The sequence below is a fragment of the Streptomyces sp. NPDC093089 genome (assembly GCF_044754405.1).
Taxonomy (GTDB): domain Bacteria; phylum Actinomycetota; class Actinomycetes; order Streptomycetales; family Streptomycetaceae; genus Streptomyces.
Window position 1 is genome coordinate 292,912 of record NZ_JBIVPA010000008.1, and the last position, 19,183, is coordinate 312,094.

A 19,183-nucleotide genomic window follows, 5' to 3' on the forward strand; every position below is an offset into this window, starting at 1 on the left:
GTCAGGCTCCCGTAGTCCAGTCGAGGATGATCTTGCCGCTCTTGCCGGAGGCCGCGTCGTCGAAGGCGGCCTCGAAGTCGGTGTACGCGTACCGGCCGGTGATGACCGGGGAAAGGTCGAGACCCGCCTCCAGGAGCACCGACATGGCGTACCAGGTCTCGAACATCTCCCGGCCGTAGATGCCCTTGATCGTGATCATGGACGTGACGATCTTCGCCCAGTCGACGGCGAAGTCCTCGCTCGGCAGGCCGAGCATGGCGATCTTCCCGCCGTTGGTCATGTTGGCGACCATGTCGCGCATGGCGTGTGGGTTGCCCGACATCTCCAGGCCGACGTCGAAGCCCTCCTTGAGCCCGAGGATGCGCTGGCCGTCGGCGATGGTCTGCTCGGCCACGTTCAGGGCGAGCGAGACGCCCGTCTTGCGGGCCAGCGCGAGGCGCTCCTCGCTGACGTCGGTGATCACCACGTTGCGGGCGCCGGCGTGCTTGGCGACGGCGGCGGCCATGATGCCGATCGGGCCGGCGCCGGTGACGAGGACGTCCTCGCCGACGAGCGGGAAGGAGAGCGCCGTGTGCACGGCGTTGCCGAACGGGTCGAAGATCGCGGCGACGTCGAGGTCGACGGGGACGCGGTGCACCCAGACGTTGGACGCGGGCAGGGCCACGTACTCGGCGAAGGCGCCGTCGCGGCCGACGCCGAGACCGACCGTGGCACGGCAGAGGTGGCGGCGGCCGGCCAGGCAGTTGCGGCACTTGCCGCAGACGAGGTGACCCTCGCCGCTGACCAGGTCGCCGACGGCGATGTCGGTGACGTCACGGCCGACGGAGACGACCTCGCCGACGAACTCGTGGCCGATCGTCAGCGGCGTGGCGATCGTCTTCTGCGCCCAGCCGTCCCAGGAGCGGATGTGCAGGTCGGTACCGCAGATCCCGGTCCGCTTGACCTTGATGAGGACGTCCCCCGGGCCGGTCTCCGGCTCGGGCACGTCCGTGAGCCAGAGTCCCGGCTCCGCGTTCAGCTTGACCAGCGCCTTCAATGCAACGGCTCCCGACGTGCGTGTCCTGTGATGTGGGGGTGCGGGCACGACTGAGCGCCCATGATCCCTGGAAGAGAATCTTCCGTACGTCGCGCTCCCGGTCCATCGAGGATTTCTTAAGCGCGCTCGCAGATCAGCTTCACACCGCCGGTGGGAGGGCGCCACGCGTCAACGTCCGAGCACCGCCATCGCCGCGTTGTGGCCGGGGACGCCGCTGACGCCGCCGCCCCGGATCGCCCCCGCCCCGCAGAGCAGCAGGTTGGCGTGGCCGGTCTCGACGCCCCAGCGTCCGGTGCCTTCCCCGCCGTACGGGAACGAGAGGTCGCGGTGGAAGATGTGGCCGCCGGGCAGGCGCAGTTCGCGCTCCAGGTCGAGAGGCGTCTTCGCCTCGATGCAGGGCCGGCTGTCCGCGTCCAGGGCGAGGCAGTCGGCGATCGGCTCGTCGAGGTGGGCGTCGAGCTGGTCGAGGGTGGCCTTGAGGAGCGCGGCGCGCGTGCCGTCGTTGTCGGCGGCGAAGAGCCGGGCCGGCGTGTGCAGGCCGAACAGCGTCAGGGTGTGGTGGCCCCGGGCCGCGAGGTCGGGGCCGAGGATCGTCGGGTCCGTGAGGGAGTGGCAGTAGATCTCGGACGGTGGGGCGCTGGGCAGGTGCCCGGAGGCCGCCTCGGCGTGGGCGGCGGCCAACTGCTCATACCCCTCGGCGATGTGGAACGTCCCGGCGAACGCCTCGCGCGGGTCGACGGACCGGTCGCGGAGCCTCGGCAGCCGGGTCAGCAGCATGTTCACCTTGAGCTGGGCGCCTTCCGCCGCCGGCGGGGGCGTCTCGCCGAGCAGCGCCGCCAGTTCCCGGGGGGACGCGTTGACCAGCACGTGGCCCGCCTCGACCGTGCCCTCGCCGTCGGCGGTGCGGTAGGTGACCGCGGCGCGGCGCCCGTCGGTCTCGATCCGGGTGGCCTCGTGGCCGGTGACGATCCGCGCGCCGGCGGCGCGGGCCGCGTCGGCGAGCGCGTCCGTGAGCGCGCCCATGCCGCCGACGGGCACGTCCCAGTCGCCCGTGCCGCCCCCGATGACGTGGTAGAGGAAGCAGCGGTTCTGGAGCAGCCCGGGGTCGTGGGCATCGGCGAACGTGCCGATCAGGGCGTCCGTGAGGACGACTCCCCGCACCAGGTCGTCGGCGAAGTGCCGCTCCACGGCCACGCCGATCGGCTCCTCGAAGAGCATCCGCCACGTCTCGGCGTCGTCGACCCGCGTCCGCAGCGCCGCGCGGGTCGGGAGGGGCTCAGTGAGGGTGGGGAAGATCCGGCGGGCGGCACGGGCCGTACGGGCGTAGAAGGCCTCCCATGCCTCGTACTCCCGGTCGGACCCCGTCAGCGCCGCGAACGACGCGCGCGTACGGTCGGCTCCCCCGCCGACGAGGAGACCCCCGTCCCCCCTCGGCGTGTACGACGAGACGGACCTCTTCCGCACCTCGAACCGCAGCCCGAGCTCCCGCACGATCTTCTCCGGCAGCAGCGACACCAGGTACGAGTACCGCGACAGCCTGGCGTCCACTCCGGCGAACGGCCGCGTCGACACGGCGGCCCCACCGGTGGAACCGAGCCGCTCCATGACCAGGACGCTCCGCCCGGCACGAGCCAGGTACGCGGCGGCGACGAGGCCGTTGTGGCCCGCCCCGACGATGACGGCGTCGTACGAACGGGGTGCGGCCGGGGCGCCGTGCAGCGCGTCGAGGGCGGTCATGGCTCATGCTCACACGGGAGCGACCGCCGGGAAAGAGCGCGTGGTGAGCGTGGCCGGGATGCGACGGGGGTCTGGCGGGGCGGGTCCGGCTGGTGGGGCGGCGGTGAGGGGCGGTGCGGCCGTCCGCGCGGGTGCGGTCGGCGGCCGGCTCGGGCCGGTCGCGCCGACCGTGCGGGCCCTGCAGGTCCGGCCGGCGGCCGGTGCGAGTCGGTCGCGCAGGTCCGGCCGGACGTGAGCGCTGTCCGCCCGGGCGTCGGCGCTGGTCCGTCCGGGTGTCGGCGCAGGCCCGTCCGGGTGTCGGTGCAGATCGGTCCGGCGGCCTGCGCAAGTCCCGTCCGGACATCAGCGCGCGGGCCCGTCCGGGTGTCGGTGCAGATCGGTCCGGCGGCCTGCGCAAGTCCCGTCCGGACATCAGCGCGCGGGCCCGTCCGTATGTCAGCGCCGGGCTGTCCCGACGGCAGCGCCGATCCGTCCGGCCGACCGGCACCGATCCATCCAAGTCGGCGGTCAGGCCGGGGGCTGGGTGGCCGCTCTCAGGTGGAGGTCGGCGGCTTCGGCGTGGCGGCCGAGGCGCTCCAGGCAGTGGGCCTCGGCTTCGAGGGCGGCGAGGGTGTCGGGGTGGGCGGGGCCGAGGAGGCGGGTGCGGGCGTCCTCGATCGCGCGGTGCGCTTCGAGGGCCTCCTCCCAGCGGCCCAGCCGGCCGAGGGCGACGGCGGCCTCGCGGCGGCTGAGGAGGGTGTCCGGGTGCTCCGCGCCGAGGACCCTCGCCCGGTCCGCGTGGACGGTCCCGGACTCGGCGAGCGCCTCCTCCCAGCGGCCGAGCCGGCCCAGGTTGACGGCGAGGGCGTGGCGTACCCGCAGGGTCTCGGGGGCGTCGGCGCCCTGCGCGCGGGTACGGGCGGCCACGAGGTCGCGGCAGACTTCCAGGGCGTCCGCGGCCTGGCCGAGGCGGCCGAGGAAGACCCCGGTCTCGTAGCGGGCGGTGAGGGTGTCCGGATGCTCCGGGCCGAGGGCGGCGGCGCGGGCGTCGGCGAGCGCGCGGTACTCGGTGAGCGCCTCCTGCCCGCGCCCCATCTTCCCGAGGGTGTAGGCGACCTCGTGGCGGGTCACCAGGGTGTCGGGGTGGTCCTCGCCGAGCAGCCGGGCCCTGGCCTCCGCGACCGCGTGCGCCGTCCGGTACGACTCCTCGAGCCGGCCCAGGCGGCCGAGCGTGAACGCCAGGTTGTGCCGGCAGCGCAGCGTGTCGGGGTGGTCGGGTCCCACGGTGCGCTCGCGGGCCGCGAGCACTGCGGCGTACAGCTCGTACGCCTCGGGGTGCCGGCCGAGCCTGCCGAGCGCGTACGCCCGTTCCTGGCGTGCCGCCAGCGTGTCGGGGTGGTCCTCTCCGAGGACCCGGGCGCGCGCCTCCGCGACCAGGCCGAAGGCCCGCAGCGCCTCGGCGGGGCGGTCGAGCCGGGCGAGGGCGAACGCGACCTCGTAGTGGCTGGCCAGCGTGTCCGGGTGGTCCTCGCCGAGCGCCCGCGAGCGGTCGTCCGCGACGGACCGGTGGACGGACTCGGCCTCTTCCCACCGGCCGAGCCGCCCGAGGCCCAGTCCGGCCCGGTAACGGCCGGCGAGCACCGCGATCAGCTCGGCCGACGCGGCGGGGGCCGCGGGCCCCGCCGGGAGCATGGCCGCGTGCGGGGACGGGTCCGGCGCGGGCGTCGGGGCGGACGTGGCGGCGTGCGGAGACCGGCCGGGCGCATGGGTCGGAGCGGGCGGGGCGTGGGTGGGGACGGCGGGCGTGTGCAGCGGTCCGGCGGGCGTGTGCGACGGTCCGGCAGGGGTCTGCGGCGGTCCGGCGGGCGCCTGGCCGGCGGTGGTCCACTCGGTGGTGAGCACGGCCGCGGCGGAGTCGTGGGCGGCGGGGCGCGGCGGGGCGGCGGCGCCCGATTCGGCGGCGGGCCGGTGTCCGTCGCCGATCGCCCGCGCCCACGCGGGCACGGGCCCGGGAGGTGCCGCGGAAGGGGTGGGGGTGGGGCTCGCGCCCGGGCCGACGGGCGGGTGGCCGGGGACGGGGTACGGGGCGGTGTCCCCGGGCCAGGGGCCGAGCGGAGGGGGCGTGGAGCCCGGATGGAGGACGGACGACGACACGCGGCCCACGGCGATCCGGCGCCGCAGGTCGCCGGCGTGGGAGGGCCGCTCGTCGGGGACCTTGGCGAGGAGGTGGACGACGATCTGGTCGAAGAAGTCCGGGAGTTCGGCGCGGAGGGCGCGCGGGGGCTCCGGCACGGTGTCCCGGTGGCCGATGAGGATGGCCCAGGAGTCGCCGAGGTCGAAGGGCGGGGTCCCGGTGGCCAGTTCGTACAGGACGCAGCCGAGGGAGTAGAGGTCGCTGCGGTGGTCGACCTCGGTGCCGCCGATCTGCTCGGGGGACATGTAGTGGGGGGTGCCCATGGCGATGCCGGTGCCGGTGAGCTTCGAGGTGAAGCCCATGTCGGCACCGAGGCGCGCGATCCCGAAGTCGCAGATCTTCACGGTGCCGTCGCGCAGCCGCATGATGTTCGCGGGCTTCAGGTCGCGGTGCACGATCCCCTGGCCGTGGGTGTACGCGAGGGCGTCGGCGACCTGGTCGGCGATCTCGACGACGTCCTGGACGGGCAGCGGCCGCTGGGCGTTGGCCGTGAGGAGCTGGCTGAGGTTGCGCCCCTCCAGGAGCTCCATCACGAGGAAGAGGACGCCGTCGTACTCGCCGAAGTCGTGCACGACGGTGATGCCCCGGTGCTGGAGCGCCGCGGCCACCCGGGCCTCGCGCCGGAAGCGCTCGCGCACCACGGTGAGGACCTGGGGGTCCTGCTGCGGGCCGAGCGGCTTGAGGCACTTCACGGCGACGCCGCGCCCGAGCGCCTCGTCGGTGGCGCGCCAGACCTCGCCCATGCCTCCGCGACCGATCACCTCGTGCAGGCGGTACCGGCCCTGGATCAGTCTCGAGTCCCCCATCGTGTGCCGTCGCCCCCGTCGATTTCCGTACTGCCTCCTCGGCTCCTCCAGTATGGCCGCCGGGTCGGACAGTGAATACGGGGCGGGGTACGCCTACGGCGCGCGTCGCGCGAACGGGTCGGGCCGGGTCTCGGGGCCGAGCCGTTCGACGGCCCGCAGGATGTGCCGGGGAGGGAGCCGCCAGCGCACCCGGGCGGGGATGCGGCGGAGGACGCCGGCCGTGGTGACCAGGCGGCGGGTGACGGTCCCGGCCGGCGGGGCGGGGTGGCCGTAGAGCGCGTGGGCGTAGGGGGGCAGGGCGTCGTATGCGAGGGTGGCGACGCGCCTCCAGATCACCTCGCGCGCCGGGACGAGCGCCGGTTTCACGGGCGGGCGCCGGAGGAAGTCCTCGACGGTCCGCGCGTCCGGTCCCGCGGCGAGCCGGGGGCGCACTGCGTCGAAGTAGTCCGCGAGCTCCGCGGTGGACGCGGGGACGGCGTCCGGGTCGAGGCCGACGAGCTGGGCCGAGGTGCGGTGCTCGTCCACGTACCGGTCGGCCTGCGCGTCGGTGAGCGGGATGCCGGAGCGGCGGGCGACCGAGAGGTACGAGTCGGTCTCGGCGCAGTGCACCCAGAGCAGGAGTTCGGGGTCGTCCACGCCGAGCAGGCGATGGATCTTGCGGACCCGGGCGCCGGCCGCCTCGGCGGCCTCGGCGGTGCCGTAGCTCAGCGTGCCGACGAAGTTCGCCGTCCGCATGAGGCGCCCCCAGGGGTCCTCGCGGAAACTGCTGTTGATCATGACGCCGCGGACGGCGACGGGATGCAGGGCTTGGAGCCACAGGGCCCGGACCCCGGCGATCCACATCACCGGGTCGGAGTGCACCTGCCACGTCACGGAGCGGGGGCCGAAGAGCCCCGGATCGGCGTCCTGCCTCATGCCGCTCAGGCTACGCCGCGCCCCGCCGCCCGGGCAGCGGTCGCGCCCCCGGCGCCGGCCGGGGGGTTCCGATCAAGGGCCTCACCAGGGCGGGGGCACCCCTGCCGGCGCAAACCCTCGCCGGTAAGGTCGACTTGCCGGTGGCCGGCCAGCGAAGTCCTGGTCACCCCTTTGTCCCGCTTCCCCCGAGGATGCCCATGTTCACGGTCAACGAGTACTTCGACGGCTCGGTCAAGTCGATCGCCTTCACCCAGGAGCAGGGCCCGGCGACGATCGGCGTCATGGCCCCCGGCGCCTACGAGTTCGGCACCGCCAACCCGGAGGTCATGCACGTCGTCAGCGGGGCCCTGACGGTGAAGCTGCCCGGCGCCGACGAGTGGCAGACCTTCCCCGCCGGGACGCGGTTCGAGGTCCCCGGCGACAGCAAGTTCCAGCTCGAGGTCGCGGTCGACACCGCGTACCTCTGCGAATACCGCTGACCCCGCGCTCGGCATCATCGACATGATCAAACGGGGGCCGAGCGACGGGCGCGCGGCGGGCCGGAGGCCGGCCCGCAGCGCGCCCTCTTCACCGCCGTCTTCGTCAGCAGGGTCGGCAACGGCCTCTTCAACACGGCCGCCGTCCTCTACTTCACGTTCGTCGTGCACCTGCCCGCCACCCACGTGGGCCCGGGCCTGACGATCGCCGGCCTCAGCGGCCTGGCGGCCGGCATACCCGCGGGGAACCTCGCCGACCGGTACGGGCCGCGCACCGTCTGGCTGACGAGCCTCGTCCTGCAGGCCGTCACGATGGCGGCCTTCGTCCTCATCGACAGCTGGCTCGCGTGCGCCGTCGTCGCCACCCTGGACCGGCTGGCCGCCACGGGCGGCGGCGCCGCGGGCGGCGCGCTCGTCGCCGGGGTCGGCGGCGAGCACCCGGCCGCCTTCCGCGCCAGGCTCCGCACGTTCGTCAACCTCGGCGTCGTCGTGGGCACCCTGGGCGCGGCCGTCGCCATCCAGCTCGACACCCGCGCCGCCTACACCGCGCTGATCCTCGCCAACGCCGCCGGCTTCGCCGTCGCCGGACTGGTCGCCTTCCTGGGCCGAACGCACCCGTCCCACCCACCCGAATCCGGAACCCACCCGGACGACCCGACTCCGGTCGGACAGGGGTCCTAGGCCCGCCCGGCGTGTCGATCGACGGTTCCCTCCCCGTCGACTGGGCCGACCGCTGCCGCCGCCAACTCGACGCCGGGAAGCCGGCCGAGGCGTTCCTGACGTTCGTCCAGGGCGTCGACCCCGAGACCAGCGGCAAGGCGCCGCGCCGGCTGCTGCGGCTGATCCGCCCCCTCGCCCTCAAGAAACCCGAACGCCTGCAGAAGCACGCCCTGTTGCCCGCCGCGATACGCGAACACGCCGGGATCGCCGCCCGGGACACCACCTTCCGCGAGTACGGGCGGCTCACCCAGCCCGTACTGCTCATGGCCGGCAAGGAGGTCCGGAGCACCGGTGCGGGACGCGCGGCCCCGCGCATTCACGAGATCCTCCCCGGCTCCGAGCTGAAGCTCTACCCCAAGCTGGACCACTTCGGCCCCGAGACGTCTCCCGCCGCCGTCGCCCCTGCGTTGGCCGACTTCTTCCTGAAGGCACCTGCCGGTCTCCGGTCGCACGAAACCGTTGACCTGGATCGGACCTAGCTGTCGCCGCGTACGGATGTCGCCGTGGCCACGAAGGCGGACGCCGCCGCGAGGCCGGCAAGCACTCCGAACAACTCCGGGTATCCGCCCAGAGTTGAGGCGAGGGTGGCTGCTGCGAAGGGGGCGAGAGCTGAGGCTGTCATGGCTGGGGCGCTGAGCGTTGCGGAGAGCCGGCCGTAGTGGTGGGTGCCCCAGCGGTCGGTGATCGCGGTCGCCTGGAGGAGGGTGAGGTTGCCGCGGACCGTGCCGGCCGCGATCGACGCCGCGATCACCAGGCCGTACGGGCCCGGGGTGACGGCGAGGGCCGCCGTGGTCAGGGCACCGAGGGCGATGAGGGTCGCGGTGCGGACCGTCGGGCCGGTGTGGCGGGCGAGGGGGGCGTAGAGGGTGCGGCCGAGGGTCTGGCCTGCGCCGCCGAGGCCGAGGGCCCAGGCCGCTTGGGTTGTGGTGTAGCCGCGTTCGAGCAGGAGGGGGACGAGAGTGACGACGACGGCGTACATCGCGAAGGCCGAGAGGGTGAACGCGATCGCGAGCAGGAGGAACGGGCGGCTTCGGGCTACGGTGCCGGGGCTCGCGGCCGTATCGGCTGGGGAGGGTACCGCCTGTGGCCAGGGGGCTTTGAGGGCGATGGCGTGGGCCGGGATCGTGACGGAGGCGAGGATCGCCGCCAGCACCAGGTAGGTCTCGCGCCACGACAGGTGGTCGGCCAGGGCGGCGGTGAGCGGGGCGAAGACGGTGGAGGCGAGGCCGCCGGCGAGGGTGACGATCGTGAGGGCGCGGACGTGGTCAGGGGCCCACCAGCGGGTGAGGGCGGCGAACGCGGGCTGGTAGAAGGTGGCCGCCATGGCAAGCCCGCCCAGCAGCCAGCCGGCGAAGAACACCGGCAGGTTCGGGGCCAGGGCGACGGTCACCGAACTCAGGACTCCGACCACGGAGCCCGCCGTCATGACCGTGCGCGGGCCGCGGCGGTCGATGATCCGGCCGACCCGGATTCCGGCGAGGCCGGAGACGATCAGGGCGAGCGAGAACGCCGCCGTGGTGGCGCTGGTGGACCAGCCGGTGTCGGCGGTGATCTGCGGGTTCAGGACCGGGAAGGCGTAGTAGACGATGCCCCAGCTGGTGATCTGGGTGGCGCAGAGCGCAGGCAGGACAGCGCGGGGCCGCGACCGGTCCCCTGTTCCGGTCGCGGCTCCGCGGGTGTGAAGGTCGGCCATCGAGGGGTCAGCAGCATCCGCCGGCGGCGACCGGTTCACTCGCATCGCTGTCGGTGGTGGCAGCCGTGCCGGCGCAGCACGCGCTGCCCTGCTGCTTGGTCAGGGTGTCGGCGTCGGCCTTGACGACGTACACCTCCCACGGTTCGCGGCCGGGGCCGTGGACCCACACCTTGTCCTGGAGGGCGTAGCAGCAGGTGGTGTCGTTCTCCTCCGTCGTCGACAGGCCCTCCTCCCCCAGGCGGGTGGCGGCCGCGTGGACGGCCTCCGTGGTGTCGACCTCTACACCGAGGTGGTCCATGCGGGTGTCCTCGTTCTCTGCACCTTCGATGAGGACCAGCTTGAGGGGCGGTTCCGCGATGGCGAAGTTGGCGTACCCGTCGCGGAGTTTGGCGGGCCCGGTGCCGAAGAGTTTCGTGTAGAAGGCGACGGAGGCCGCCAGGTCGGGAACGCGCAGGGCGAGTTGTACGCGGGACATCGTGTTCCTCCGGTTGCGGTGGGGTGGACGGGGCGGGATCAGCAGCCGCCGGAGGCGGCCGGGGCGCCGACGCCGATCCGGAGCACGGTCGGCGGCACGGTCACGCTCGCGCAGCACCCACCCCCGGTCTCGGCTTCGACGGGCTCGTCGAAGAGGCCCGCGCCGCCGCAGACCCCGGTTTCGGGCAGTACGAGTTCGACGCGTTCGGCGGACTCACGGTCGCCGGCGAGGGCGGCGACGACCGAACGGACCTGTTCGTAGCCGGTGAGGGCGAGGAAGGACGGAGCGCGGCCGTAGGACTTCATCCCCACCAGGTACACGCCCTCCTCCGGGTGGGAGAGCTCCTTCACGCCGTGCGGGTAGACGGTGCCGCAGGAGTGCTGGTTCGGGTCGATGAGCGGGGCCAGCGCGAGGGGGGCCTGGAGCCGGTCGTCGAGACCCAGACGGAGTTCGTCCAGGAAGGCGAGGTCGGGGCGGAAGCCGGTCAGGACGATGACCTCGTCGACGGGATCGAGCTCGCGGCCGTCCTCGGCCACCAGGACCAGCCGCTCGCCGTCGCGTTCGATCCCGGCAGTCCGGAAGCCGGTGACCGCCTCCGCGTACCCCTCGTCGACCGCCGCCTTCGCCGCGAGGCCGAGGGCGCCGCGGGCGGGGAGCTGGTCGGATCCGCCTCCGCCGAAGGTCGCGCCCGAGATGCCGCGCCGCAGGATCCAGGCGGCATGGGTGCCTTCGCCGCCCTGGGACTTCGCGAGGGCGGCGAGCGAGGCCAGAGCGGTGAAGGCGGAGGCGCCTGAGCCAATGACTGCGGTGCGGCGGCCTGCGTATCGGGCCCGTACCCCGGAGTCCTTGAGATCGGGGACCCGGTAGGAGATCCGATCTGCGGCCGCCCGCTCCCCGAGCGCCGGCAGACCGTCGGCACCGGCCGGGTTCGGGGCGGACCACGTGCCCGAAGCGTCGATCACGGCCCGGGCGAGGACGCGCTCCTCTCGTCCATCGCCGTGCCGGACGTGAACAGTGAAGGGCTGCTGCTCCCGGTCGGAGTCGACCACGCGGTCGCGGCCCGTGCGCGAGACGCCGGTGACCCGGGCGTCGAGCCTGATCTTGTCGCCGAGGAGGTCCGCGAGCGGCTGAAGGTAGCCGTCTGCCCAGTCCCCGCCCGTCGGATAGGCGTCCGGTTCGGGCTTCACCCACCCGGTCGCGACCAGCAACCTCTCGGCGACCGGGTCGACGACCTCGCCCCAGGCGGAGAAGAGCCGCACGTGCGCCCACGCCCGCACTGCCGCTCCCGCCTGGGTTCCGGCCTCCAGGACCAGCGGTTCCAGACCCTGGTCGACGAGGTGCGCGGCAGCGGCCAGGCCGGTGGGGCCGGCTCCGATGACCACGACAGGCAGCTGGTCGATGGTGGTGACGCTCACGACTCTCCCCTTGCTGATTCGACGTTTGCCGATCCCTTGCGTCACCCAGCGTGGCACTTGATTAGACAGACGTCAACATAGACATTCATCGAATTCGCGATCGTGGAAGCCCGCACTCGGGCAGACACCACCCGACCATCTCGGGAGCGCGCGACCGGCCGGGGGCGCGCGACCGGCCGGGAGTGGGCGACCGGCCGGGAGTGGGCGACCGGCCGGGAGTGGGCGGCCGGCCGGGAGTGGGCGGCGACGCCACGCCCTGGGCGTCTAGTTCGACATGTGTCAACATAGACAGATGTCGAACGTGAAGCTGCTGCCGGTGCTGGAGTCCGAGACAGCGCCCTGCTGCCCGCCTCTGAACGAGCGGCCGCTGACCGCGGGGGAAGCCGAGCGGACCGCCGTGATGTTCAAGGCACTGGGCGACCCGGTGCGGCTGCGGCTCTTCTCCGCCGTCGCCTCACACGAGGGCGGCGAGGCCTGCGTCTGCGACATCTCCGACGTCGGCGTCTCGCAGCCCACGGTCTCCCATCACCTGAAGAAGCTGAAAGAGGCCGGCCTGCTCTCCTCGGAGCGGCGCGGCACGTGGGTCTACTACCGCGTCGAGCCCGCGGTCCTCGCCGCCATGGGCGCCCTCCTCACCAAGGCAGCCACCGCCTGACCCGGGCCGGCACCCCGGCCTTTCGCCCCCTGCTCGGGACGGATGCCCAGGCAGGCCCCCCCGCATAAGCCCTCACCCGAAAGACTCCGTCCCGTGACCCGATCGACCACCCGCGACACCACCGTCGCACCCCTCACGGCCGACCACGCCACCGAGGTGATCGCGATCTATCAGGCCGGCATCGACGAGGGCAACGCCACCTTCGAGACCGCCGCTCCGACCTGGGAGCAGTTCGACGCCGCCAAGCTGCCCGAGCACCGGTTCGTCGCGCTCTCCGAGGACGGCCGAGTGCTCGGATGGGTGGCAGCCACGAAGGTCTCCGACCGGTGCGCGTACGCCGGCGTCGTCGAGCACTCCGTGTACGTGCATCCCGATGCGCGGGCGCGCGGCGTCGCCTCCGCACTGCTGAAGGCGCTCGTCGACTCCACCGAGGCGGCCGGGATCTGGACCATTCAGTCCGGCATCTTCCCCGAGAACGCGGCCAGCCTCGCCGTTCACACCCGCATGGGATTCCGGGTCATCGGCACGCGGGAGCGAGTCGGGCGTCATCACGGAGTGTGGCGCGACACGGTACTCGTCGAACGACGCAGCCCACTCATCGACTGACCGCCGGCGGGACCGAACCCCGCCGATCCGAGCGGCGCACCGAGCACCCCGAAGCCCCGGCCCGGAGGGCTCGCCTACCGACCGGCGCTCTCGGCGTCGGCGAGAAACGCGCCCAACGAGGCCAGGACCCCGGGCGCCGGACGGTAGTACACCCAGGTGCCGCGGCGTTCCGAGGTGAGCAGGCCCGCTTCCCGGAGCTTCTTCAGATGGTGGCTGACGGTGGGCTGGGAGACGCCGACGTCGGCTATGTCGCAGACGCACGCCTCGCCGCTGGGGTGCGAGGCCACCCGGGACAGGAGGCGGAGCCGGACCGGGTCGGCCAGCGCCTTGAACATGGCGGCCATGATCTCGGCGTCCTGTTCGGACAGCGCGGCGGCCACAAGGGGCGGGCAGCAGACGGCGTCGGCCGCAGTTCGGCCGACCGGCTGGAGATTCTTGACACCGCTCATGATCCATCGATGGTATTCGATGGCCAATCACGACGACAAGGCCCCCGCACGCGGCCTGGACTCACGGAGGCGAGCCCCTGACCCGCGGCCACGGCAGGGGCTGCGGCGCGGGCACCACTTACTCCGACCCCGAGCAGCCCGGCACCGCACCAGGACACGGCATCCCCATTGCCCAGCCTCTCTTTAATCGTCTATCATCGATATTCGATAAAGCGGATGCCGGACGGTCCTCCCCACACGGCTCGCCACACCCCTGCACTCCCCTGCACGGCGCCGCTCCCTCCGTGTGTCACCGTCTCAGAGAGGTTCACCTGTGGACGAATTGCGGGCCCTTGGCCTGTTCATCCTGTTCGAGGTGCTGCACTATCTCCCGTGGTTCCTGGTAGCCATCGTCCTGGGGATCGCCGTACAGCGTCTGTCGATCGACGTGGTCGCGCGCCGCAGTTTCGCCCAGGGGCGGAGGGGCGTCCTCGGCATCGCCATCGTCACGGCCATCGGAGCGTTCAGCCCCTTCTGCTCCTTCACCGTGATCCCGCTGATCCGCCGTTTCCTGATAGCCGGTGTCCCTCTCTCGGCGGTCATGTCCTTCTGGATCGCATCGCCGTCCATGGACCCGGAGATCTACGCACTGTCCGCCGCCCAGCTCGGGATCCCCATCGCCACCGCCCGCCTGATCGGTGCGTTGGCGCTGAGCTTCGGCGCGGGCCTCATCGTCCTGGCGCTCGAACGTCGCGGGCGGTTCGCGGATCCGCTGCTCGACTCCACCGAGGAGAAGGCGCCCGCGAAGTCCTGCTCGCAGGAGACGGTGACCGTTCCCGAGACGGCGTGCTCGGCGGCCAAGGCGACCGTGCCCGCACCCGTGGCGGTCGGCGGTGGTGCCACCGGAGCCAGTATGCCCGCGAGCGGCTGCGGCGGCGCTGCGCAGGACCCGGCGCCCGAGGCCGGTGGCTGCTCCACCGCCGCGCAGAACGACACGGACGACGACGGCACCCCGTGGCGGGTGCTCGTCCGGCGGGACATCAAGAACCTCCGCGCCGGCGAGATCCTCAAGGAGATCGTCAGCGACTCCCTGATCCTGGGCAAGTGGCTGTTGCTGGCCATCGTTCTCGAAGCCCTGATCGTCCGCTACGTGCCCACCGACGTCGTGTCGGGCGTCCTCGGCACGGACGGCGTCGTCTCGGTGCTGGTCGCCGGGCTCATCAGCGTCCCGCTGTACCTCAACGGCGTCGGCGCCATCCCGGTCGTCGAAGGCCTCCTGAACCAGGGCATGGTCGCGGCCGCGGGCGTCACCTTCCTCCTCGGCGGCGCCCTCACCACGATCCCGGCGATGGTGGCCGTCAAGAGCGTCGTCAAGGCGAAGGTCTTCGTCTTCTACCTCGCCGTCGGACTCCTCGGCAGCGTGGGCATCGGGCTCGTCGCACTTCCTCTCCTCTGACCCGAGACCTCTCCCCACACCCCCCACCACGCTCCTGTGGCGGCCCGGGCCGCCACAGGAGCGTCGCCGTACCCGAAGCCAGTACGCCGCGTCCTGAAGCGCGCCTCGGAAGGAGCACGCGTGAGCACACACACGCGCCCCGACATCGTCCTCGCCCCCATGACCGACGACCACGCGCCCGCCGTCATGGCGATCTACCAGCAGGGCATCGACGAAGGAAACGCCACGTTCGAGACGGCCGCTCCCCCGTGGAGCGCCTTCGACACCGCCAAGTTGCCCGCGCACCGTCTGGTGGCCCTCGACCGGCAACGACGGGTCGTCGGATGGACGGCGGTGTCACGCGTCTCTGCCCGCCCTGCCTACGCGGGGGTCGTCGAGCACTCCGTTTACGTGTGCCCCACGGCGCGCGGAGCGGGTGTGGGGCACACGCTGTTGGAAGCGCTGATCAGCTCCACGGAGAAGGCGGGCATCTGGACGGTTCAGGCGGGCATCTTCCCGGAGAACGCGGCGAGCCTTGCTCTGCACGAGTCCGTGGGCTTCCGTGTCCTGGGTCGAAGGGAGCGCGTGGCCCGCCACCACGGCGTCTGGCGCGACGTGTTGCTCGTGGAACGCCGTAGCCCGGTGGTCGAATGACTGATGCCGGTCACCATGGTGACCGGCATCAGTCCGGGTGGTGCCTGCCGGTGCGGATCAGCGCCGCACCGGCCGCCGCCTCAAGGAAGGTCGAACGGCAGGTCCATCCCGTCGAGCGCCGCCGCACACGCGCAATCCCGGGCGCGGTCCATGACGGGGACTGTTCGCAGGACCAGCTCCTTGAGGCGTTCGACGTTCGCCGCGAAGACGCGGAAGACCTCGTCCTGCGAGACGCCGTCACCGTGCTCGACGCCGGCGTCGTAGTCGGTCACCAGCGCGAGGGAGGTGTAGCAGAGGGCGAGTTCGCGTGCGAGGACGGCCTCGGGGTGTCCGGTCATGTTGATGAGGGACCAGCCGGCGGACGCGTACCACTGGGACTCCGCGCGGGTGGAGAACCGGGGTCCCTCGACGACCACCATCACCCCGCCGTCGTGGACGTCGGCACCGGCCTCGCCGGCGGCCTTCAGCACGGCCGCCCGTCCCGCGACGCAGTACGGGTCGGCGAAGGAGACGTGCGTCGCGCCGTGGTCGTAGTACGTCTGGACGCGTCCCGCGGTCCGGTCGACGAGCTGGTCGGGAAGGACCAGGCTGCCGGGGCCGAGGGAGTTGCGCAGCGAGCCGACGGCGCAGGGTGCGAGGACCTGCCGCACACCGAGCGAACGCAGGGCCCACATGTTGGCGCGGTAGTTGATGCGGTGCGGGGGAAGTTCGTGGTGGCTGCCGTGCCGGGGCAGGAAGGCCACTCGGCGATCGCCCACCGTGCCGACGGAGACCGCGTCGGACGGAGCGCCGTACGGGGTGGCGACCTCGACGCGCCTCACCGACTCCAGGAGTTCGTAGAAGCCGCTGCCGCCGATGACGGCGATGTCCGCCTGCGCCGTCTCCTCCGATGGGTCACTCATGGTTCCGGTCCTCCTGCGTGTCCGTGGGATCCGGCGTCCCCGGTATGCCCGGGCGCGGTCGGGAGAGAAGTGGGGTGAGGGAGGCGACGACGTCGTGCCCGGGCACCGGGGCTCGTTCGTCGTCGGGGCGGCGCACTGCCACGGTCCGCCAGCCGGCGTCGGCGGCGGCGTCGAGCTCGGCGCCGACGTCACTGACGAAGAGCAACTCGCAAGGTTCGTCACCGAGTTCCGCCGCGATGGCACGGTAGGAGTTCGCGTGCCCCTTGGGTCCGGCCGTCGTGAGGTCGAAGTAGCCGTCGAGCAGCGGGCGCAGGTCGCCGTGCGCGGTGTGGCCGAACCAGTCGCGCTGTGCGGCCACGGAGCCGGACGAGTAGATGTAGCGGCCTGTACCCCGTGCCTTCCAGTGCTCCAGGGCGGGCGGTACGTCCGGGTACACGTGACCGGACAACTCGCCGGCCTCGTAGCCGCCGGACCAGATGAGGCCCTGCAGCGCCTTCAGGGGTGCGGCCTTCACGTCGGCGTCGGCCCACTGCTCCAGGAGAGCGAGAGCGCTCGCCTCGTCGTGGACCGTCCCGGTGTGGGCGGTGACCGCGTCGAGGATCTGCCGCCATGGTGCGGTGTCGCGGTGCTCGGCGAGCCAGGGGGCGAGCCGTGCCCGGGCGTAGGGGAAGAGGACGTCACGTACGTGGTCGAGGGAGCCGGTGGTTCCCTCGATGTCGAGGACGACGGCACGCGGCTCGCCGTCGGCGATGCGGACGGGTCGGCTGTCCGGCATCAGGCTTCCCGCAGGAGTGCGTCGAGGCGGGGGAAGCCTCCGGCGATGGGCTCCCGGGTGAAGTCGCCCACCCAGCCGTCCTCCTTCTCGAAGAACCGGATGGCGCAGAAGTCCGGTACGGGTCCCATGTCGAACCAGTGTCGGGTGCCGGCCGGCACCGACAGCAGGTCCCCTGCCTCACAGACCACGGCGTACACCCGGTCGTCGAGGTGGAGGTAGAAGCAGCCGGTGCCCTGGGCGAAGAACCGGACCTCGTCCTCGGCGTGCCGGTGCTCGTCGAGGAAGGTCGACCGGGCCTTGGCCGCACGCTCCTGCCAGTCGGCTCCCTCCTCGGGGTGGAGCCGGGCGACGTCGACGAGTCGGAGTCCCCGGTCGGCGCAGAGCTCGTCGATCTCGCGGCGGTAGGCGTCGAGCAGCTCCTCGGACGACGTCTGGGGCGTCACCCGCGCGTGCAGCGGCCAGCGTGTGAAGGAGACCGACTTCCCCCGCAGCGCTTGTGCGATCGCGGCTTCGTCGCGCGTGCGGAGCAGGACGGTGTCGGGTGCGTCGTCCGGCATGATCTGGAGCAGTGTCATGGTGGGGTCCTGTCGTCGGGTCCTTCAGGCACGCGAGACGTGCGGCTCGGACTGGGAGAGCACGAGCAACTGGCAGATCGATTCCAGGCATTCGAGCCTGTTCCTGGCCTGGTTGAGCGAGTCGCCCCACGTGGTGATGCCGTGATCCGCAAGGAGGAGCCCGGGCGGGCCTTCCGCGTACGCCGTGAGGTGGGCGGCCACGTCCTCGGCGATCCGGTCCACCTGCGGCCAGTTGGGGAACACCGGCAGGTGCGTCGCCGCCGGGTTCTCGAGCCCCAGTCCCTTGAGCAGCTCGAAGCGCTCCAAGCGGAGCATGGCCACCGCATGGTGGGCACCGACGCGGTGGGCGATCACCGTGGCGTACGGAGAGTGCACGTGGATGACGGCCCGGGCTCCGGTGACGCGGTAGACCGCCGCGTGGATGGAGGTCTCGGCCGAAGGGCGAGCCTGACCGGTAAGGGCCGCCTCGCCGGTGTGCGTGTCGACCTCGACCACGTCCCGGGCGGTCAGCTCGCCCTTGTCGCGGCCGCTCGCCGTGATCAGCGCCCTGTCGGGATCGTCGGGCAGCCGCATGGACAGGTTTCCGGAGGTGCCCGGCATCCAGCCGCGCTCGTACAGGGTGCGGGTGAGGTCGGCCAGTTGCTGGGCCGTCTGCTTGCCGACGGCGGTGGACGGCGCGTAGGTCATGCGCTCACCTCGGAGGCGTGGTGCACACCGTGTTCGGAGACGATGGCGGTGATCAGGGAGGCGGGGGTGACGTCGAAGGCCGGGTTGTACGCGCGCGTACCGACCGGGGTGGTGCGGGTCCCTCCGTAGGAGGTGACCTCATCGGTGTCGCGTTCCTCGATGACGATGTCCCGCCCGTCGGCGAGGGACCTGTCCCAGGACGACTCGGGGGCCACCACGAGGAACGGAATGCCGTGGTAGGCGGCGGCGATGGCCAGTGCGTAGGTCCCGATCTTGTTGGCTACGTCGCCGCGTGCGGTGATGCGGTCGGCGCCGACCAGGACGCAGTCGACGAGCCCGCGGCTCATGGCCGCGGCTGCCGCGCTGTCCACGCACACGCGGTGCGGCACGCCGGCTTCGGCGAGTTCCCAGGCCGTCAGTCGGGCGCCCTGGAGGAGCGGCCGGGTCTCGTCGACGAGGACCTCGGCGACCTCGCCCGCGTCCGCGAGGGCGAGGATCGTGCCGAGGGCGGTTCCCACGGCGGCCGTGGCGAGTCGGCCGGTGTTGCAGTGCGTCAGGATGCGCAGGGGGCGCCGGGGGCAGCGGTCGCGTACGGCCCTGACCGCGTGGTCGACCATCTGCCGGTTGACCGATCGGTCTTCGTCGATCATGGCGTTGGCTTCGGCGAGGACCGCGTCCGGACCGTCGGCGAGCTTCGCGAGAGCCCGGTCGACGGCCCACGCCAGGTTGACGGCCGTGGGCCGGGCGGCCACGATCCGTCGCGCATCGGCGCTTACGGCTTCCCGTCCGCCGCCGGTGGTGCCGGGCAGGCAGTGGGCGTACGCGGAGAGGACGACACCGAGGGCGCCCGCCAGCCCGATGGACGGGGCGCCCCGTACCGCCAGGGTCGTGATGGCGGTGATGACGTCGTCCACGGTGGTCAGGCGCAGGAGCCGGCGTTCGTGGGGCAGTGCGCGCTGGTCGAGCGTAACGATCGCGTCGCCGTCCCAGCGCAGTGACGGCTGATCGGAGGGCATGCTC

General features: G+C 72.7%; 19 protein-coding genes and 1 pseudogene. 7 read left to right on the plus strand and 13 right to left on the minus strand.

Features of this window, described 5'->3' with window-relative positions; genetic code table 11:
* Window position 1 precedes the first annotated feature (1 nt).
* The 4 genes from tdh to ACIQFX_RS20805 all read right to left on the minus strand — a co-directional run bounded on the left by tdh (window position 2) and on the right by ACIQFX_RS20805 (window position 6,667).
* On the minus strand, window positions 2-1,036 hold the full coding sequence (gene tdh / locus ACIQFX_RS20790) for an L-threonine 3-dehydrogenase (protein ID WP_402465260.1): 1,035 nt from the start codon (window positions 1,034-1,036) through the stop codon (window positions 2-4).
* A gap of 168 nt (window positions 1,037-1,204) precedes the next feature.
* Window positions 1,205-2,773, minus strand: a complete 1,569-nt coding sequence (locus ACIQFX_RS20795; protein ID WP_402465263.1) for a phytoene desaturase family protein — start codon at window positions 2,771-2,773, stop codon at window positions 1,205-1,207.
* A gap of 507 nt (window positions 2,774-3,280) precedes the next feature.
* Window positions 3,281-5,752 carry a tetratricopeptide repeat protein gene (locus tag ACIQFX_RS20800; protein WP_402465266.1) on the minus strand — a complete coding sequence of 824 codons (2,472 nt, stop codon included), beginning with the start codon at window positions 5,750-5,752 and terminating at the stop codon, window positions 3,281-3,283.
* 93 nt (window positions 5,753-5,845) lie between these two features.
* On the minus strand, window positions 5,846-6,667 hold the full coding sequence (locus ACIQFX_RS20805) for an oxygenase MpaB family protein (protein WP_402465270.1): 822 nt from the start codon (window positions 6,665-6,667) through the stop codon (window positions 5,846-5,848).
* 197 nt (window positions 6,668-6,864) lie between these two features.
* Here ACIQFX_RS20805 and ACIQFX_RS20810 point away from each other — a divergent pair, with 197 nt between their 5' ends.
* The 3 genes and pseudogenes from ACIQFX_RS20810 (at window position 6,865) to ACIQFX_RS20820 (ending at window position 8,342) form a co-directional block, all read left to right on the plus strand.
* Window positions 6,865-7,146 carry a pyrimidine/purine nucleoside phosphorylase gene (locus ACIQFX_RS20810; protein WP_402465273.1) on the plus strand — a complete coding sequence of 94 codons (282 nt, stop codon included), beginning with the start codon at window positions 6,865-6,867 and terminating at the stop codon, window positions 7,144-7,146.
* A gap of 96 nt (window positions 7,147-7,242) precedes the next feature.
* Window positions 7,243-7,824, plus strand: a pseudogene (locus ACIQFX_RS20815) (MFS transporter); the annotation flags it as partial.
* Window positions 7,825-7,835: 11 nt separating this feature from the next.
* Entirely contained in the window at window positions 7,836-8,342 is a 507-nt protein-coding gene (locus tag ACIQFX_RS20820; protein WP_402465276.1) for an alpha/beta fold hydrolase, read from the plus strand.
* On the opposite strand, the gene ACIQFX_RS20825 is transcribed toward ACIQFX_RS20820, so the two are convergent.
* Genes ACIQFX_RS20825 through ACIQFX_RS20835 form a run of 3 tightly spaced genes read right to left on the minus strand, consistent with a single transcriptional unit; the run spans window position 8,339 to window position 11,446 of the window.
* Window positions 8,339-9,556: an MFS transporter gene (locus ACIQFX_RS20825; protein WP_402465278.1), complete on the minus strand. Its 1,218-nt coding sequence runs from the start codon at window positions 9,554-9,556 to the stop codon at window positions 8,339-8,341. The two genes, ACIQFX_RS20820 and ACIQFX_RS20825, sit on opposite strands and share 4 nt — an antisense overlap.
* Before the next feature lie 7 nt (window positions 9,557-9,563).
* Entirely contained in the window at window positions 9,564-10,031 is a 468-nt protein-coding gene (locus ACIQFX_RS20830) for an ArsI/CadI family heavy metal resistance metalloenzyme (RefSeq protein ID WP_402465281.1), read from the minus strand.
* 38 nt (window positions 10,032-10,069) lie between these two features.
* Complete coding sequence (locus tag ACIQFX_RS20835) at window positions 10,070-11,446, minus strand: NAD(P)-binding domain-containing protein (RefSeq protein WP_402465284.1); 1,377 nt, start codon at window positions 11,444-11,446, stop codon at window positions 10,070-10,072.
* 292 nt (window positions 11,447-11,738) lie between these two features.
* Between ACIQFX_RS20835 and ACIQFX_RS20840 the strand changes: the two genes are divergently transcribed.
* Window positions 11,739-12,101 carry an ArsR/SmtB family transcription factor gene (locus ACIQFX_RS20840; RefSeq protein WP_402465287.1) on the plus strand — a complete coding sequence of 121 codons (363 nt, stop codon included), beginning with the start codon at window positions 11,739-11,741 and terminating at the stop codon, window positions 12,099-12,101.
* Window positions 12,102-12,194: 93 nt separating this feature from the next.
* Window positions 12,195-12,707 carry a GNAT family N-acetyltransferase gene (locus ACIQFX_RS20845; protein WP_402465290.1) on the plus strand — a complete coding sequence of 171 codons (513 nt, stop codon included), beginning with the start codon at window positions 12,195-12,197 and terminating at the stop codon, window positions 12,705-12,707.
* Between the two features lie 74 nt (window positions 12,708-12,781).
* On the opposite strand, the gene ACIQFX_RS20850 is transcribed toward ACIQFX_RS20845, so the two are convergent.
* Entirely contained in the window at window positions 12,782-13,156 is a 375-nt protein-coding gene (locus tag ACIQFX_RS20850; protein ID WP_402465293.1) for an ArsR/SmtB family transcription factor, read from the minus strand.
* A gap of 355 nt (window positions 13,157-13,511) precedes the next feature.
* Between ACIQFX_RS20850 and ACIQFX_RS20855 the strand changes: the two genes are divergently transcribed.
* A complete protein-coding gene (locus ACIQFX_RS20855; protein WP_402465295.1) occupies window positions 13,512-14,591 on the plus strand; it encodes a permease in 1,080 nt (359 codons plus the stop codon).
* A 159-nt stretch (window positions 14,592-14,750) separates the two neighbouring features.
* Window positions 14,751-15,224, plus strand: a complete 474-nt coding sequence (locus ACIQFX_RS20860; protein WP_402465633.1) for a GNAT family N-acetyltransferase — start codon at window positions 14,751-14,753, stop codon at window positions 15,222-15,224.
* An 80-nt stretch (window positions 15,225-15,304) separates the two neighbouring features.
* Here the strand turns inward: ACIQFX_RS20860 and ACIQFX_RS20865 are convergent, their stop codons facing one another.
* Genes ACIQFX_RS20865 through mtnA form a run of 5 tightly spaced genes read right to left on the minus strand, consistent with a single transcriptional unit; the run spans window position 15,305 to window position 19,179 of the window.
* Window positions 15,305-16,126: an S-methyl-5'-thioadenosine phosphorylase gene (locus tag ACIQFX_RS20865; protein WP_402465297.1), complete on the minus strand. Its 822-nt coding sequence runs from the start codon at window positions 16,124-16,126 to the stop codon at window positions 15,305-15,307.
* A complete protein-coding gene (mtnC, locus tag ACIQFX_RS20870; RefSeq protein WP_402465300.1) occupies window positions 16,119-16,901 on the minus strand; it encodes an acireductone synthase in 783 nt (260 codons plus the stop codon). Before mtnC ends, ACIQFX_RS20865 begins: the two co-directional genes overlap by 8 nt.
* Window positions 16,901-17,476 (minus strand): 1,2-dihydroxy-3-keto-5-methylthiopentene dioxygenase, encoded by a 576-nt coding sequence (locus ACIQFX_RS20875; protein WP_402465302.1) that lies wholly within the window; start codon window positions 17,474-17,476, stop codon window positions 16,901-16,903. Before ACIQFX_RS20875 ends, mtnC begins: the two co-directional genes overlap by 1 nt.
* A 24-nt stretch (window positions 17,477-17,500) precedes the next feature.
* The gene (gene mtnB, locus ACIQFX_RS20880; RefSeq protein WP_402465305.1) at window positions 17,501-18,163 is read right to left on the minus strand and encodes a methylthioribulose 1-phosphate dehydratase; all 663 of its coding nucleotides are present in this window, start codon (window positions 18,161-18,163) and stop codon (window positions 17,501-17,503) included.
* Window positions 18,160-19,179: an S-methyl-5-thioribose-1-phosphate isomerase gene (gene mtnA, locus ACIQFX_RS20885; protein ID WP_402465636.1), complete on the minus strand. Its 1,020-nt coding sequence runs from the start codon at window positions 19,177-19,179 to the stop codon at window positions 18,160-18,162. Before mtnA ends, mtnB begins: the two co-directional genes overlap by 4 nt.
* Window positions 19,180-19,183 lie beyond the last annotated feature (4 nt).

What these genes read in the sequence shown, in the direction of transcription:
- ACIQFX_RS20810 (WP_402465273.1), top strand. Translation starts at nt 6,865, where the DNA reads ATGTTCACGGTCAACGAGTACTTCGACGGCTCGGTCAAGTCGATCGCC.
- ACIQFX_RS20805 (WP_402465270.1), bottom strand. Translation starts at nt 6,667, where the DNA reads ATGAGGCAGGACGCCGATCCGGGGCTCTTCGGCCCCCGCTCCGTGACG.
- ACIQFX_RS20830 (WP_402465281.1), bottom strand. Translation starts at nt 10,031, where the DNA reads ATGTCCCGCGTACAACTCGCCCTGCGCGTTCCCGACCTGGCGGCCTCC.
- ACIQFX_RS20800 (WP_402465266.1), bottom strand. Translation starts at nt 5,752, where the DNA reads ATGGGGGACTCGAGACTGATCCAGGGCCGGTACCGCCTGCACGAGGTG.
- ACIQFX_RS20875 (WP_402465302.1), bottom strand. Translation starts at nt 17,476, where the DNA reads ATGACACTGCTCCAGATCATGCCGGACGACGCACCCGACACCGTCCTG.
- ACIQFX_RS20850 (WP_402465293.1), bottom strand. Translation starts at nt 13,156, where the DNA reads ATGAGCGGTGTCAAGAATCTCCAGCCGGTCGGCCGAACTGCGGCCGAC.
- mtnB (WP_402465305.1), bottom strand. Translation starts at nt 18,163, where the DNA reads ATGACCTACGCGCCGTCCACCGCCGTCGGCAAGCAGACGGCCCAGCAA.
- mtnC (WP_402465300.1), bottom strand. Translation starts at nt 16,901, where the DNA reads ATGCCGGACAGCCGACCCGTCCGCATCGCCGACGGCGAGCCGCGTGCC.
- ACIQFX_RS20840 (WP_402465287.1), top strand. Translation starts at nt 11,739, where the DNA reads ATGTCGAACGTGAAGCTGCTGCCGGTGCTGGAGTCCGAGACAGCGCCC.
- mtnA (WP_402465636.1), bottom strand. Translation starts at nt 19,179, where the DNA reads ATGCCCTCCGATCAGCCGTCACTGCGCTGGGACGGCGACGCGATCGTT.
- ACIQFX_RS20795 (WP_402465263.1), bottom strand. Translation starts at nt 2,773, where the DNA reads ATGACCGCCCTCGACGCGCTGCACGGCGCCCCGGCCGCACCCCGTTCG.
- ACIQFX_RS20825 (WP_402465278.1), bottom strand. Translation starts at nt 9,556, where the DNA reads ATGGCCGACCTTCACACCCGCGGAGCCGCGACCGGAACAGGGGACCGG.
- ACIQFX_RS20865 (WP_402465297.1), bottom strand. Translation starts at nt 16,126, where the DNA reads ATGAGTGACCCATCGGAGGAGACGGCGCAGGCGGACATCGCCGTCATC.
- ACIQFX_RS20860 (WP_402465633.1), top strand. Translation starts at nt 14,751, where the DNA reads ATGACCGACGACCACGCGCCCGCCGTCATGGCGATCTACCAGCAGGGC.